Genomic DNA, 14,167 nt, shown 5'->3' with positions numbered 1-14,167 from the left:
AACTCGTAAAAAAATTGTACACATTGAACAGATTGACTGATGTTTCAATGGAGACGTGGGATCTGTGTACGGGGAGGGACACTATGGCCTATTACACTATCGGTGATGTAGCAGAGCGATGTGGCATCAACCCGGTCACCCTGCGTGCCTGGCAGCGCCGTTACGGCTTGCTGAAGCCCCAGCGAAGCGAGGGGGGGCATCGACAGTTTGATGATGCGGATATCCAGCGCATCGAAGAAATCAAATACTGGATGAGCAAAGGCGTTTCAGTAGGCAAAGTAAAAGTCCTGCTGGAGCGTAATCATGTGCCCGAAGAGCAGCTGTGGTTGACGCTGCAAGAAGAAATGATGCTGCTGGTCAGGAAAGTTAATCCGACAAAGCTGCGTGAGAAAATTATTTCTCTGAGCCGGGAGCACAGTGCTGACCTGCTGATTGATAACCTCTTACTGCCCGTAAGGCAAAAACTTAGCCAGGATGAATCCACGGCTTTGTTGATGCGCAGCCTGCTGGATGGCGTGTTGATCCGCCATTGTGCCCAAAGTCTGGCAGAGATGCAGAGCCAGAGTGGCGAAGAAATCCTGCTGATTGGCTGGCAGACTGACGATCGGGCTGCGTTATGGCTGGAAGCATGGCGTTTGTCCCGCAGAGGCCTGAGCGTGAACGTATTTGCCGAGCCGGTGGAAACCTTGCGTCCGGAGCTGTTTCCTGGACAGCCTATTTTTCTATGGACGGGAAAAGCATTACTGGCCGCCCAGCAAGAACAGATCCTCCACTGGAAGCAGTGGGGATACGACATTGAACTCCATCAATAAGCAGGCGTCAGCCTGATTCAGGTTATTCCCCCGTTTTCTTTTCTCTCAGGGATAAAAAGCCGGTGAAGCGCCGGCTTTAAGCTTTTCCTTATCCGCTGCAAACCGATTCGTTTCAGGTACACCTTTCAACGTGGGATAGCCTTAAAAACATCCAAAACGCCTTCTCCAAATGTTGAAGGCTTGTCATTTCGCGCACCCTATCCGGTTTTGCCGGGCCCGCCATAACGCGTTTATCCATCAATAAGTTAATTAAAAAGCAAGAAACAGAGTTTTTATGGCATAGCCTGGACATAGGCTTACGGATAAGCCGCTGAAATCAAACGGCGACACGCATCAAGAAAATGAACAGAAAGATTCAAAATGAGTTTCGGAATCTCATTAATGAAATGGGGAAAGTGATGAAATTACTTGAAGGTAAAGTCGCTGTGATTACTGGCGCCTCGGAAGGTATTGGACGGGCTGTTGCTATTTTGTTTGCTCAGCATGGCGCTTCGTTGATTCTGAATGCGAGGAGTCAGGCACCGCTGGATGCGCTGGCGGCGGAGCTTCGTTCCGTTGGCAGTGATGTCAGGATTTTTGTCGGGGACGCAGGCGAAGAGAAAACGCATGCTTCAATCGCCGCCCTGGCTGCTGATGCATTCGGCGGTATCGATATTGCGGTCAATAATGCCGGTACAACGGGCGCTATCCGTCCACTGGCAGAGATCGCCCCTGACGAATGGCAGCATACGCTGACCGTTAACCTGACAGCGGGTTATCTCGGTGCCCGGAGCCAGATCCCGTTGATGCTCAAACGAGGTGGGGGTTCTCTTATTTTTATCTCCAGCTTCGTCGGTACCAGCGTAGGTCTGCCGGGAATGGCCGCATATGCGGCGGCTAAGGCCGGGCTGATGGGGCTGGTGAAGGGGCTTACCGCAGATTATGCCGGGCAAGGCATCCGTGCCAATGCCTTACTGCCTGGAGGAACGGAAACCCGAATGGCTGGTGATGAGCATCAGAAAGCCTGGGCTGCGGGGCTGCATGCGTTGAAACGTCTGGCACAGCCGGAAGAGATAGCCAGCGCGGCACTGTTTCTGGCGAGTAATATGTCGAGTTTTGTGGCTGGTTCAGCCCTGTTTGCCGACGGGGGAAATGCTGCGGTTAAATAGGAAGCCGCTTGAACATGACTTTTTGAGTGTCGGGCGATTTCTTAGAAGGCACTGAATGCATGAACCTGTTGCCAACTGAATCCGTTTGGCAACAGGTTTTCATCGTGTAACTTACTGATTTTTAACTAGCCATGAGAGTCTGAAGTCTGTTTTTGGAACAGTTCCCGGAACACAGGATAAATATCATCCTGATCCCGGATGTGCTGCATCGCGAAGTTCTCGAAAGTGGCCTGCAGATTTTCGTATTCCCGCCACAGGGTCTGGTGCGCCCGGCGGGTGATTTCGATGTAGCTGTAGTAACGCACCACCGGCAGCAGTTTTTTCGCCAGGATCTCATGGCACAGCGGCGAGTCGTCTGCCCAGTTGTCACCGTCCGAGGCCTGCGCGGCGTAGATGTTCCACTGCGCCGGATCGTACCGCTCCTGCACCACTTCATCCATCAGCTTCAGGGCGCTGGAAACAATGGTCCCACCGGTTTCCTGTGAGTAGAAGAACTCGTGTTCGTCCACCTCTTTCGCCTGAGTATGGTGGCGAATATAAACCACCTCCACGTTTTTATAGGTCCGGCTCAGGAACAGATAGAGCAGGATATAAAAGCGCTTGGCCATGTCTTTCGTCGCCTGGTCCATCGAGCCGGAGACGTCCATCAGGCAGAACATTACCGCCTGGCTGGAAGGTTCCGGGCGTTTCTCGTAATTCTTGTAGCGGAGATCGAAGGTGTCGATAAACGGCACGCGGGCAATTTTTTCCCGCAGTTCCGCAATCTCTTTCCGCAGACGCTCCTCTTCCAGCAACTGAGCAGGTTCGCTGCGGCTGACGGTGTCGAGGGTCTCTTCGAGCTCGTGCAGCAAACGGCGTTTACCCGCGCTCATCGCCGTGCGGCGCGCAAGCGAGTTTTGCAGCGAGCGAACAACGCTGATATTGGCCGGGACGCCGTTAGAGGTAAACCCGGCGCGATGGGATTTAAATTCGGTGATCTGCCGGTGCTGGTTGCGCTTCAGGTTCGGCAGCGCCAGATCCTCGAACAATAAGTCGAGATATTCATCTTTGGAGATCTGGAAGACGAATTCATCCTGGCCTTCGCCGTCCTGGCTCGCCTGACCCTGGCCGCTTCCACCGCCGCCTCCGCCGCCCTGCGGGCGCTCAATGCGGTCGTTTTGTACAAAGTGGTCGTTGCCGGGATGGACGCGGTGACGCAGGCCGCCGCGACCCTGATGAAACATCGGTTCGTTGATATCCTCAATGGGGATGGACACGGACTCGCCGCTGTCCACGTCGGTCACCGAACGCTTGTTGATGGCCCCGGAAATCGACTGTTTGATCTGCGCCTTATAGCGGCGCAAGAAGCGCTGGCGGTTGACCGCGCTCTTGTTTTTGCCGTTAAGCCGCCTGTCTATGAAGTAGGCCATAGTTCCCCCAACTGCTTATGCCAGGTGCGCAAACAGGCCACGCCGCCCGGCGTGACCTGCATGAAACTCCCTTAAGAAGACTTACGGACCCGCAGATACCATTCACACAGCAGGCGAACCTGCTTGCGGGTGTAGCCTTTCTCCATCATCCGATCGACAAAATCATCGTGTTTCTTCTGCTCGTCGGTGGAGGTTTTGGCGTTGAACGAGATAACGGGCAGCAGCTCTTCGGTGTTCGAGAACATTTTCTTCTCGATAACCGTGCGCAGCTTCTCGTAGCTGGTCCAGTTTGGGTTACGACCGTTATTATTGGCCCGGGCACGCAGCACGAAGTTGACGATTTCGTTACGGAAATCTTTCGGGTTGCTGATCCCGGCCGGTTTTTCAATTTTCTCCAGCTCCGCGTTCAGGGATTCCCGGTCAAACAGCTGGCCGGTATCCGGGTCGCGGTACTCCTGATCCTGAATCCAGAAGTCAGCGTAGGTGACATAACGGTCAAAAATGTTCTGCCCGTACTCTGAGTAAGATTCGAGATAGGCGGTCTGAATTTCTTTGCCGATAAATTCCGCATATTTCGGAATCAGGTAGCCTTTCAGGTACTCCAGGTATTTCTCTGCCTGATCCTGTGGGAACTGCTCGCGCTCGATTTGCTGTTCCAGCACATAGAACAGGTGAACCGGGTTCGCCGCCACTTCAACGTGGTCAAAGTTGAACACGCGGGAGAGGATTTTAAAGGCGAAGCGCGTTGAGAGCCCGTTCATGCCTTCATCGACCCCGGCATAGTCCCGGTATTCCTGATAGGACTTGGCTTTCGGGTCGGTGTCTTTCAGGCTTTCCCCGTCATAGACGCGCATTTTTGAGTAGATGCTGGAGTTTTCCGGCTCTTTCAGGCGCGACAGAATAGAGAAGCGAGAAAGCGTTTCCAGGGTGCCAGGGGCGCAAGGCGCGTGGGACAGCTCGCTGTGGTTGAGGAGTTTCTCGTAGATTTTGATCTCTTCCGAGATGCGCAGGCAGTAAGGCACCTTGACGATGTACACGCGGTCAAGGAACGCCTCATTGTTCTTGTTATTGCGGAAGGTGACCCACTCGGATTCGTTCGAGTGCGCAAGAATAATGCCGTTAAACGGCAGGGCAGAGATACCTTCTGTACCGTTGTAGTTCCCTTCCTGGGTGGCGGTCAGCAGCGGGTGAAGCACCTTGATGGGCGCTTTAAACATCTCTACAAATTCCATGATGCCCTGGTTGGCCCGGCACAGCGCCCCGGAATAACCGTAAGCATCCGGGTCGTTTTGCGCGTGGTGTTCCAGTTTGCGGATATCCACTTTACCGACCAGCGCAGAGATGTCCTGGTTGTTCTCATCGCCGGGCTCGGTTTTCGCAATGGCAATCTGGGCCAAAATGGACGGCCAGACTTTGACCACGCGGAATTTGGTGATGTCACCGCCAAATTCGCTCAGGCGTTTGGCTGCCCACGGCGACATGATGGTGCCGAGGTAGCGGTTAGGGATAGCATATTCTTTTTCCAGAATGCCGGCGTCTTCCTGCGGGTTGAACAGGCACAGCGGATGGTCGTTGACCGGGCTACGTTCGCCGTTGGCACTCAACACATAAATAGGGACGCGCTGCATCAACGCTTTCAGGCGCTCGGCCAGGGATGATTTACCGCCGCCCACCGGCCCCAGCAGATAGAGAATTTGTTTCTTCTCTTCCAGCCCCTGAGCCGCGTGTTTCAGGTAGGCCACGATCTGCTCGATAGCCTCTTCCATGCCATAAAACTCTTCAAACGCCGGATAACGGGCAACCAGCCGGTTTGAAAAGAGACGGGACAGCCGTGGCTCTGTGGCAGTGTCTACCATCACTGGTTCACCAATGGCCGTCAATAGCCGTTCTGCCGCATTCGCGTAGGCACTGCGATCTTGTTTACAGATAGCAAGAAATTCCTGCAGTGTGAACTCTTCGTCCTTGGCAGCTTCATAGCGCTGGCGATAGTGATCGAATATATTCATGGCATGCCGTCCTTTCGTTTTTAGCACAGGTTAAAGAGCCGTTGGTATGTGTAATAGAGGCTCCCCGGAAGACGTCTGCTAAATGAACAGCAACCCTTGTGCCAGGTTGAAACCGGGCGCTCACGCTGCCGTCTCAGCGATTCACCTTCCTAAAATAAAGCGTAGATGGCATTTGCAAAACTTGCATACGGCCAACGCTCAATTTCAATGACATATCAATAACTCATCCTAAAAATTTCGTATTTGAGATAAGCGGCAGTGTTCGCTTTCATCTGGCTGACATAAAGCTGAAAATCCGCCGTCATCTGATTGCGGGATACTAATAAGTTGGTTGAAGGTTGTGACTAAGTAAATTATTTGGGATGGGAGCCAAGGGCGGTTACACTTCCTGCGCTGATTATTTGATTAAAGGACTGAAAGGATTGTGACCAAATTCAAACTTCTCGCATTAGGCGTACTGCTTGCCTCCTCCGTTACCGCTGCACACGCAGAGGGCCCGTGGTCTATCGGTGCGGGTGCGCTGGTTTCGCCAAACCCTTACAAAGGTGACCAGAACCGCGTCTACCCGGCACCTCTGCTGGGCTATGAAGGTGACAATTTCTACTTCCGCAGCCTGAACGCAGGTTACTACTTGTGGAATGACCAGGCCGATAAGCTGTCCGTGACCGCTTACTATTCGCCGCTGCATTTCAGGCCGAAAGACAGCAACTACGACAGCATGCGTGCGCTGGACTATCGCCATTCTACCGTGATGGCCGGTCTGTCCTGGGTGCATAACACTGATTATGGTTTCCTGCGTACCGTGCTGGCCGGGGACATCCTCGACAACAGCAACGGCATCACCTGGGATACCGCCTGGCTGTATCGCTACAACGCGGATAGCCTGACGGTAACGCCGGGTATTGGTATCGTGTGGGACAGCAAGAATCAAAACGACTACTACTACGGCGTAAGCGGCAAGGAATCTAACCGCAGCGGCCTGAATGAGTACGACGCGGGTAACAGCTGGTCGCCGTATGTTGAGCTGTCAGTCAACTATAAGCTGAACGCCGACTGGAACGTGTTCGGTATGGGCCGCTATATGCGTCTGTCCAAAGAAGTGACCGACAGCCCAATGGTCGACAGCAACTGGACCGGGGCGCTGCTGGCGGGTGTGAACTACAGCTTCTAATTGGTGCAATCAGTGCACTAAAACGGGGCGCTGGCGCCCCGTTTGCTTTTTTGCGGTGCATCCGGTCAGCCGCTGCTGATTTCGTCCCCTTGCATGCCCACTGGGAGTGCATCACCCCCTGCCTCAAGTCATTTCAACTTTACCCCTCGACCAACAAAAGACCCTTTTCAGGCCATCAATCTCACTTACAGAGACGGATTTGCCCTGCTTCAATGGCGGATATGATCTATCAATGACGTTGATTAATCCTATCTAATCAATGAATTACTATCAGGAACATAAAACTGTAATGATTCAAAAAGCCTGGTGGTATCAGGCTCGCTGAAACACCATCCCTAAGCAGAGGAGGGCTTCCTTTTGCTTATCGATCACGCTAAACGTATTGAGGTAGATAAATGTTTAAAATTTCTCCCCGACTTTCCCTTACCGTTGGCACGTTGCTGGCGGCTCTGAGTAGCACAGCTGCATATGCTGCCGCAGTCCCTCCCCACCTCTACACCAATAAAGATTTTTATGTAAATGGTGTTTTTCAAAAAGAGGTCGCGAAAGATGCCGTTGCTGAGCTGATGGCTTCGTGGGGGCAGAAAATGACGCCTGAAATGCGCAAGCAGCTTTGGGTAAACGACTTTGGCCTGGGAGATTACCAACATGTGGGGCTGGCGAGTATCACCTGGGTTAACAATCTTCAATATGGCTACTACGCCATGACGATGTACCTGCTGCCTGACCAACAGATCCCTGAGCATAAACATATGCCAATTACCGAGCCACCTGCTCGTCCTGCAAAACATGAGTCCTGGCGAGTGCTTAATGGCTGGGTATACAACTTCTCAGAAATCGGCGAAGCTACGCCAAATCCACCGGCTACCGCCAGCAGTTTTGGTCCGGTGAAGAGCCACAACGTTGTGATCCAGCATGCGGGGGAGACGCTTTCACTGAAAAAACTTGAAAGCTATCATTTTCTGATGGCGTCAAAGAAAGGGGCTATCGTGGATGAATACGGTAACTGGCAGGATCGCCGGGGCTGGTTCAGCTCTAATCCTAAAGTCGCCCCTACGCCTTAAAGGAATGGATCCCGGCCTCTCCTCAACCGAGAAGAGGCTTTTTCAGAGCAAGGTAATTACTTTTTCTTCGCCACGCTGATGGTCTGGCTCAGACGAGTCGGTTTCTCCGCGCTGGCTTTTTGCTTTTTAGCCGCACAGGCGGTTTCTACACAGACGAAGGTTTTGTAGCCGTCATCCGGCATATCACCCATCGAAACGGACAGGGCCGAACCAGGGTTCCAGCCCACCACGTTGTAATGATGGTGATGAACCACGTTCAGGGTGCGCTTCAGGTGGCTGGCATCGTGAATGACGCTGCACTCTTCCGGCGCGAGGTAGAGGCGATCTGTACGGTCCGGGAAGGTTTGTACGCCGTCAGTCAGCTCGCCTGCGGCTTCATTCAGCACTTTATCGATGTACGGATTACCCAGGCCGCTGACTTTTACATCCGCAATGTCGCCGACGTTGAAGTAGGTATGCAGGGCGGAAGTGGTTTCGAACTCGCCGTGCGCTTCCAGCTCTATTTCACAGGTTTTGCCCAGCTTGAAGCGGGCATAAAGCGTGAATTCATGTGGCCACAGCTTCAGCGTCTCGGCATTGTTATGCAGCTCGAAGGTCAGCACCACGCCGTTGGCGTCTTCGTTGTGCGCGCTCAGTGTCCACGGCTGGTTGCGTGCGAAACCGTGCGCTGGCAAACCAGCCTGTTCCGCCGGGCCAAACCACGGCCAGCAAATCGGCACGCCGCCGCGCAGCGCTTTGCCTTTATGGAACGGTGTGATGTCGCTCAGCCACAGCACCTCATCTTCGCCGGCAGGCTGCCAGGAGAGCAGGTGAGCACCCTGAAGCGCAAAAGATGCCCGCACCTGCGGGTGATCAATGACGATGACGTCCAGCTCATCGTTGACGCGGCGGGTGAGGGTAGGGGTAATTTGTTCGACGACCGGAAGTGCAAAAATTTTATTAATCATTTCTTTTTTCCTTAGTCCTGGTGATTTGAGGCAAAAAAAAGAGCGACCGAAGTCGCCCTTTAGGATCAGATACTCATCTCAACTTATTTGGAGATGTGAGCGATCAGATCCAGTACTTTGTTGGAGTAGCCAGTTTCGTTGTCGTACCAGGAAACCAGTTTCACAAAGTTGTCGTTCAGTGCGATACCTGCTTTAGCATCGAACACGGAAGTCAGTACTTCGCCGTTGAAATCGGTAGAAACTACGTCATCTTCGGTGTAGCCCAGAACGCCTTTCATTGCGCCTTCGGAAGCAGCTTTGATTGCTTTCTTAATTTCTTCGTAAGAAGCAGCTTTTTCCAGACGAACGGTCAGGTCAACAACGGACACGTTAGGGGTAGGAACGCGGAACGCCATACCGGTCAGTTTGCCTTTCAGCTCTGGCAGTACAACGCCTACCGCTTTAGCAGCACCGGTAGAAGAAGGGATGATGTTCTGAGCTGCGCCGCGGCCGCCGCGCCAGTCTTTGTGAGACGGGCCATCAACGGTTTTCTGAGTTGCGGTGGTAGCGTGAACGGTGGTCATCAGGCCTTCAACGATACCGAAGTTGTCGTTGATAACTTTAGCCAGTGGTGCCAGGCAGTTGGTGGTGCAGGATGCGTTGGAAACGATGTCCTGGCCAGCGTATTTTTCGAAGTTAGCACCGCGAACGAACATTGGGGTGTTGTCTTTGGAAGGACCAGTCAGAACAACTTTTTTCGCGCCAGCAGTGATGTGCTTACGAGCGGTTTCGTCAGTCAGGAACAGACCAGTTGCTTCAGCAACAACGTCAACGTTCACTTCGTTCCACTTCAGGTTAGCCGGGTCACGTTCTGCGGTAACACGGATAGTTTTACCGTTAACAACCAGGTTGCCGTCTTTAACTTCTACAGTACCGTTGAAACGACCGTGAGTTGAGTCGTACTTCAGCATGTAAGCCATATAGTCAGCGTCTAACAGGTCGTTGATTGCAACGATTTCGATGTCAGAACGTTCCTGAGCAGCACGGAAAACGATACGGCCGATACGACCAAAACCGTTGATACCTACTTTGATAGTCATAGTATTCCACCAGCTATTTTTTAGTGAATAAAAGGTTGGCTGTAAAATTACAAAAACCTTACGCAGCGTCAAGCGGAATCGTGTCAATCATTGCGACAAATCAATCCTGTGACCAGGGTTTGTACGACTGAACGCCTCACGCTTCCTTTTGGGCTTAAATCCAAATGGGGACGATGCGGGGGATTTTAAACGCCAGTCCCAACAATAATGTGATTCACGTCACGCTTTGTGCCGTGCCAGAATTTCAGGGCTAAGTTTAGAACAAAAAGCAGCACGGCGTTGTTAATTTTTTGTTAGAATGGCGGCGTGAGCTGTCCCAATTGAACTGACCGAGATGTACGCCTATGTCTAATCAATTACCCCCTGATTCAAATAAGAAAAACCTCAGCGAAATGCAATACTACGTGACCCAGAAGCACGGCACTGAACCGCCGTATTCAGGGCGTTTGCTGCATAACAAGCGTGACGGGATTTATCACTGCCTGGTGTGTGAAGCCCCGCTGTTTCTTTCGGAAACAAAATACGACTCAGGCTGCGGCTGGCCTAGCTTTTACGAGCCAGTCAGCCCGGATGCTATCCGCTATCTGACCGATAACTCTCACGGTATGGAGCGCGTTGAAATCCGCTGCGGTAATTGCGATGCACACCTGGGCCACGTGTTCCCGGATGGCCCGCAGCCGACCGGGGAGCGGTATTGTGTTAATTCGGCCTCTCTGAGCTTCACCGACGGGCAGAACGGTGAGCAGGTTGAAGGTTGAAGAATCGATTCAGCTAATTATTCCGCGACGGGGTGCCAAATGAGCAATCTGGATGAAATGTTGAGCGTGATGACGCCAGAGATTTATCAACGCCTGGCGACCGCGGTCGAACTGGGAAAGTGGCCTGATGGCGTAGCGCTGACCCAGGAGCAAAAAGATAACAGTCTCCAACTGGTGATGCTGTGGCAGGCGCGCCACAACACGGACGCGCAGCACATGACTATCGACACCAACGGCCAGATGGTGATGAAGAGCAAGCAGCAGTTGAAAGCGGAGTTTGGCATTGAGCCTGCGCCGTTTGTGACGATGAAGCTGCAATAAACAAAAAGGGAGACTCACTGGTCTCCCTTCGTTTTTCTGCGTTAACCGCTACTTAGCGTGATCAATGCCCAACGACTCTGCAAGCTGCTTCGCCAACTGATTATTGTCATCTGCGCCATATTCCCAGAACATCGCTCCCCCTAAGCCTTTCTCCTTGATGTACTCGGCTTTAATTTTCACCGAGCGCGGATTCTCGTAGGAAATGGCGAACAGCGGTTTCCCTTCAGCAGACTTCAGCATCAGGTACGGCACCTTCGCGTCGTCATCCCACGCTTCGGTAAAGCGCTTCTGCGGGTCGTTCAGCATTTTCTTCACCAGGTCGTTGTATTTGACGTAAGTGTCTTTCGTCAGATCCACGCCCAACGCAGTTTTAAACAGCTCGAGTTCGCGCTCGCCGAAGTAGGGCTGCGTAACCGGGTTTTTCTGCGCGTCTGGTTTTGACCAGTCAATGCCTGGCTCTACGGCGCGCTTAGGTACACGGCCATAGAAGCCGATACCGAGGTTCATCTGCTGCGGTTTCAGCCCGGCAGCGAGGTAGTTACTGACCACGAAATCAGCGCTGTACTTGTCGGCTTCGGCCACGGTTGGCCACTTTTTCGAATCATAGAGATTCGAGTTGAAGTACTGCGTGCCGTACGCCATGTCGTAGGTCATCAGGTTGATGTAGTTCAGCACCGGCGCAATAGCTTTTACGTCAACCCAGCTTTTCGGGCTTTCGGCATTGGCACCGACGGCAATGGTGACCAGTTTTTTGTCGCCCACGGCTTTGCGCAGCTCTTTCAGCAGAGCGGTGAAATTATCCCGATCGGCGTCCAGCTTATCCACCAGGCCCCATGCGCCATTTACCGGGAATTCCCAGTCGAGATCGATCCCGTCCAGGCCATATTTGTCCATCACTTCCTGCACGGAGCGGATAAACACCGCACGGTTTTCTGGCGTTGCAGCCGCGGCAGAGAAACCGCGAGCGCCCCAGCCGCCAACGGACAGTAATATTTTCAGCTGTGGGTTCTGTTTACGCAGTGTCGGGAGGGTTTCAAGGTCAGAAACAACTTTCGGGGAAAGATAAATTTGGTGCAGCTTTGACGAGTCTTTCAGGGCTTCGTTGGTTTCGCCTTTCTCATCGTTATAAATCAGGCCAAAGGAGTAATTGAGGTGGGTTATCTGGCGAACATCAAGCTTATTAATATCCCCACCCGGACCGGCAGTGACGTCGCCGCCGCCGTTGAAGTAACCCACGGAAAGCAAAGATTCAGCCTGTGCAACACCGCTGCAGGCGAGCGTCACCGCGGCCACCAGCGGTAACATTTTACGTGTGAATGACATAATGATTCCTCTTTGACGGGCACAACATAAAAGCTCCCCGGCCACGCTTAACAGACGAAAACGGCGGAAAGCGAAATCAGCTAACGTGCTGAATAAATTCACTGAATATGATTATGAGAGCGCTCCCAGGTGAGGGCGAGCAAAAAAAGCGTAGATTGTGAGCGGAATCGATACAAAAGTGTGGGGCGGGTGCCGCCCCTACAATTATTGGCAGGTAAAATCGGCGAAAGTCATTAACGTGGCGCCTTTAACCGCCATCTCCTGGAAAGCTTCCAGGCTACTCTGGGGTTGCAGGTTCACGCCGCGACAGCCATCGGTGATGACAGTCACTTCATAACCCAGCGCCAGCGCGTCCAGCACCGTAAATTTCACGCAGAAATCCGTTGCCAGCCCCAGCACAACAAGGCTGCGGATGTCGTGCTCGCGCAGCCAGGCATCCAGTTCGGTTTGCTGCCGGTGGCCGTTATCGAAAAACGCGCTGTAGCTGTCGATAGCCGGATTTTGGCCTTTATAGACGATCTTATCGACGCCGGAAGCCTTCAGCAGCGGGTGAAGCTTTGCCCCTTCGCTGTTCTGAATGCAGTGATCGGGCCACCAGGTTTGCGCCAGGCCGTCGAGCATGCCCTCAGAAAAAGGCTCAGTGCCTTGTGTGCTGGCGAAACTTCCATGCTTTGCCGGGTGCCAGTCCTGGGTTGCTACCACGCTTTCATCGCGGGCGTGAAACAGCTCGATAAGCTGGTTAGCGACCTCGACGGTGCTGTCACCTTCCGGGACGGCAAGCGTGCCACCGGCACAAAAATCGTTTTGCAAATCAATCAACAGCAACGCACGTTGCGCCATTGGCGTTCCTTATTCGTCAGGAGTGAGTTCACCACGCAGGTTTTGCGACATCGCATCACGGATCGCCTGAGCATCCAGGCCCTGGCTCAGCAGGTAGTGAAGCTTGGTTAGTGTCGCTTCTACCGTCATATCGAACCCGCTGATAACGCCGGCCTGCGCCAGCGCGTTGCCGGTGGCATAGCCGCCCATGTTCACTTTGCCGGACATACACTGCGTGAGGTTAACCACCACGATGCCGCGCGCGCTGGCTTCCTGCAACTCTTTAATGAACGCGCCCTGCTGCGGGGCATTCCCCACGCCGTAAGAACGTAGAATCAGCGCTTTCACCGGCTGACGCAGGAAGTTGCCCACGACGTCGGCAGAAATGCCTGGATAGATGGTGACCACGCCAATCGGCTGCGGCGTGATCGGGTGAACAATCAGTTCGCCTTCGCCGTGCGGGGCTGGGGGCGTATTCAGCTTACGGATGTGGATCCCGGCTTCCAGCAGCGGCGCAAGGTTAGGGGAGGCAAAGGCATCAAAGCCGTCGGCATGGGCTTTGGTGGTGCGGTTCCCGCGGTAGAGACGATTGTTGAAGAACAGCGTCACTTCGTTGATTGGGTAGTTGGCCGCCACGTACAGCGAATTGAGCAGGTTGATTTGCCCGTCAGAACGCAGCTCTGCCAGCGGGATCTGCGACCCCGTGACGATCACCGGCTTGCTGAGATTCTCCAGCATGAAGGAGAGCGCCGAGGCGGTAAACGCCATGGTATCCGTGCCGTGCAGGATCACGAAACCGTCGTACTCGTCGTAGTGGGCTTTGATGTCGTCGGCAATGTGCTGCCAGTCTTCGGGCGTCATGTCCGAAGAGTCCATCAGCGGATCGTATTCGTGGATCGTGAAGTCCGGCATTTCCGGGCGATGGAATTCAGGCATCATCGCCAGCTGGCGCTGCAGGTGGCCGGAAACAGGAATGTAGCCGTGTTCAGAACGCTGCATCCCGATAGTACCGCCGGTGTAGGCAACGTAGATGGATTTCTTTTGCATGGGGTTTCTCGAGGCTTTCGATATTTGCGGCAGAGTATAGAGAGGATGGCGGAAAAAAAAAGCCCGGTTTAACCGGGCTCAGACTGCTGACGAACCCCACTGTTTTTCGGTGGGGTTCTGTTTTTGAGCGACCGCAGGTCGCGATCGCGATTTTTTTCTCTTCACCTGGCCAGCGTTTTCAGCCACAGCCTCCGGGCCACATATCCCCTCATGAAGGCCGTCACCATGCTAAAAAGCCAGCAAAGATGCGCCAGCAGCGCCAT

13 protein-coding genes are annotated in these 14,167 nt (G+C 53.4%); 6 read left to right on the top strand and 7 right to left on the bottom strand.

The genetic code is table 11. The features are described from left to right. Positions 1–83 precede the first annotated feature (83 nt). Entirely contained in the window at positions 84–812 is a 729-nt protein-coding gene (locus B9Y90_RS22050) for a MerR family transcriptional regulator (RefSeq protein WP_085542600.1), read from the top strand. Between the two features lie 398 nt (positions 813–1,210). Further along, entirely contained in the window at positions 1,211–1,960 is a 750-nt protein-coding gene (locus B9Y90_RS22045; protein WP_039306177.1) for an SDR family oxidoreductase, read from the top strand. A gap of 125 nt (positions 1,961–2,085) precedes the next feature. On the opposite strand, the gene B9Y90_RS22040 is transcribed toward B9Y90_RS22045, so the two are convergent. Both B9Y90_RS22040 and yeaG read right to left on the bottom strand, forming a co-directional pair. Continuing rightward, entirely contained in the window at positions 2,086–3,369 is a 1,284-nt protein-coding gene (locus tag B9Y90_RS22040; protein ID WP_045782169.1) for a YeaH/YhbH family protein, read from the bottom strand. A gap of 71 nt (positions 3,370–3,440) precedes the next feature. Continuing rightward, entirely contained in the window at positions 3,441–5,375 is a 1,935-nt protein-coding gene (gene yeaG, locus B9Y90_RS22035) for a protein kinase YeaG (RefSeq protein WP_085542599.1), read from the bottom strand. A 424-nt stretch (positions 5,376–5,799) separates the two neighbouring features. Between yeaG and B9Y90_RS22030 the strand changes: the two genes are divergently transcribed. Together B9Y90_RS22030 and B9Y90_RS22025 are read left to right on the top strand one after the other, a co-directional pair. After that, positions 5,800–6,546 (top strand): MipA/OmpV family protein, encoded by a 747-nt coding sequence (locus B9Y90_RS22030; protein WP_085542598.1) that lies wholly within the window; start codon positions 5,800–5,802, stop codon positions 6,544–6,546. Between the two features lie 395 nt (positions 6,547–6,941). Continuing rightward, positions 6,942–7,610, top strand: a complete 669-nt coding sequence (locus tag B9Y90_RS22025) for a cupin domain-containing protein (RefSeq protein ID WP_085542597.1) — start codon at positions 6,942–6,944, stop codon at positions 7,608–7,610. A 56-nt stretch (positions 7,611–7,666) separates the two neighbouring features. On the opposite strand, the gene B9Y90_RS22020 is transcribed toward B9Y90_RS22025, so the two are convergent. Continuing rightward, positions 7,667–8,557: a D-hexose-6-phosphate mutarotase gene (locus B9Y90_RS22020; protein WP_085542596.1), complete on the bottom strand. Its 891-nt coding sequence runs from the start codon at positions 8,555–8,557 to the stop codon at positions 7,667–7,669. Between the two features lie 83 nt (positions 8,558–8,640). After that, positions 8,641–9,636: a glyceraldehyde-3-phosphate dehydrogenase gene (gene gapA, locus B9Y90_RS22015; RefSeq protein ID WP_008456666.1), complete on the bottom strand. Its 996-nt coding sequence runs from the start codon at positions 9,634–9,636 to the stop codon at positions 8,641–8,643. A 344-nt stretch (positions 9,637–9,980) separates the two neighbouring features. On the opposite strand from gapA, the gene msrB reads away from it, so the two are divergent. Continuing rightward, on the top strand, positions 9,981–10,394 hold the full coding sequence (msrB, locus tag B9Y90_RS22010; protein ID WP_039292227.1) for a peptide-methionine (R)-S-oxide reductase MsrB: 414 nt from the start codon (positions 9,981–9,983) through the stop codon (positions 10,392–10,394). A gap of 39 nt (positions 10,395–10,433) precedes the next feature. Beyond that, on the top strand, positions 10,434–10,715 hold the full coding sequence (locus tag B9Y90_RS22005) for a YeaC family protein (protein WP_039292230.1): 282 nt from the start codon (positions 10,434–10,436) through the stop codon (positions 10,713–10,715). 48 nt (positions 10,716–10,763) lie between these two features. Here the strand turns inward: B9Y90_RS22005 and B9Y90_RS22000 are convergent, their stop codons facing one another. From B9Y90_RS22000 to ansA, 3 genes are all read right to left on the bottom strand, one after another. Then, a complete protein-coding gene (locus B9Y90_RS22000) occupies positions 10,764–12,038 on the bottom strand; it encodes a chitinase ChiD (RefSeq protein ID WP_085542595.1) in 1,275 nt (424 codons plus the stop codon). Positions 12,039–12,242: 204 nt separating this feature from the next. Continuing rightward, on the bottom strand, positions 12,243–12,878 hold the full coding sequence (gene pncA, locus B9Y90_RS21995) for a bifunctional nicotinamidase/pyrazinamidase (RefSeq protein ID WP_085542594.1): 636 nt from the start codon (positions 12,876–12,878) through the stop codon (positions 12,243–12,245). Positions 12,879–12,887: 9 nt separating this feature from the next. Continuing rightward, positions 12,888–13,904 (bottom strand): asparaginase, encoded by a 1,017-nt coding sequence (ansA, locus tag B9Y90_RS21990; protein WP_039292241.1) that lies wholly within the window; start codon positions 13,902–13,904, stop codon positions 12,888–12,890. Positions 13,905–14,167 lie beyond the last annotated feature (263 nt).

Source organism: Cedecea sp. NFIX57 (assembly GCF_900177785.1).
Classification (GTDB): domain Bacteria; phylum Pseudomonadota; class Gammaproteobacteria; order Enterobacterales; family Enterobacteriaceae; genus Cedecea; species Cedecea neteri_C.
Note: the sequence above shows the minus strand (reverse complement) of the source record. Positions and strands in the feature narration are given on the sequence as shown.

Coding starts and splice junctions, on each gene's coding strand:
- B9Y90_RS22040 (WP_045782169.1), bottom strand. CDS start 3,369: ATGGCCTACTTCATAGACAGGCGGCTTAACGGCAAAAACAAGAGCGCG.
- B9Y90_RS22045 (WP_039306177.1), top strand. CDS start 1,211: ATGAAATTACTTGAAGGTAAAGTCGCTGTGATTACTGGCGCCTCGGAA.
- B9Y90_RS22020 (WP_085542596.1), bottom strand. CDS start 8,557: ATGATTAATAAAATTTTTGCACTTCCGGTCGTCGAACAAATTACCCCT.
- pncA (WP_085542594.1), bottom strand. CDS start 12,878: ATGGCGCAACGTGCGTTGCTGTTGATTGATTTGCAAAACGATTTTTGT.
- msrB (WP_039292227.1), top strand. CDS start 9,981: ATGTCTAATCAATTACCCCCTGATTCAAATAAGAAAAACCTCAGCGAA.
- B9Y90_RS22005 (WP_039292230.1), top strand. CDS start 10,434: ATGAGCAATCTGGATGAAATGTTGAGCGTGATGACGCCAGAGATTTAT.
- B9Y90_RS22000 (WP_085542595.1), bottom strand. CDS start 12,038: ATGTCATTCACACGTAAAATGTTACCGCTGGTGGCCGCGGTGACGCTC.
- B9Y90_RS22025 (WP_085542597.1), top strand. CDS start 6,942: ATGTTTAAAATTTCTCCCCGACTTTCCCTTACCGTTGGCACGTTGCTG.
- yeaG (WP_085542599.1), bottom strand. CDS start 5,375: ATGAATATATTCGATCACTATCGCCAGCGCTATGAAGCTGCCAAGGAC.
- B9Y90_RS22050 (WP_085542600.1), top strand. CDS start 84: ATGGCCTATTACACTATCGGTGATGTAGCAGAGCGATGTGGCATCAAC.
- ansA (WP_039292241.1), bottom strand. CDS start 13,904: ATGCAAAAGAAATCCATCTACGTTGCCTACACCGGCGGTACTATCGGG.
- gapA (WP_008456666.1), bottom strand. CDS start 9,636: ATGACTATCAAAGTAGGTATCAACGGTTTTGGTCGTATCGGCCGTATC.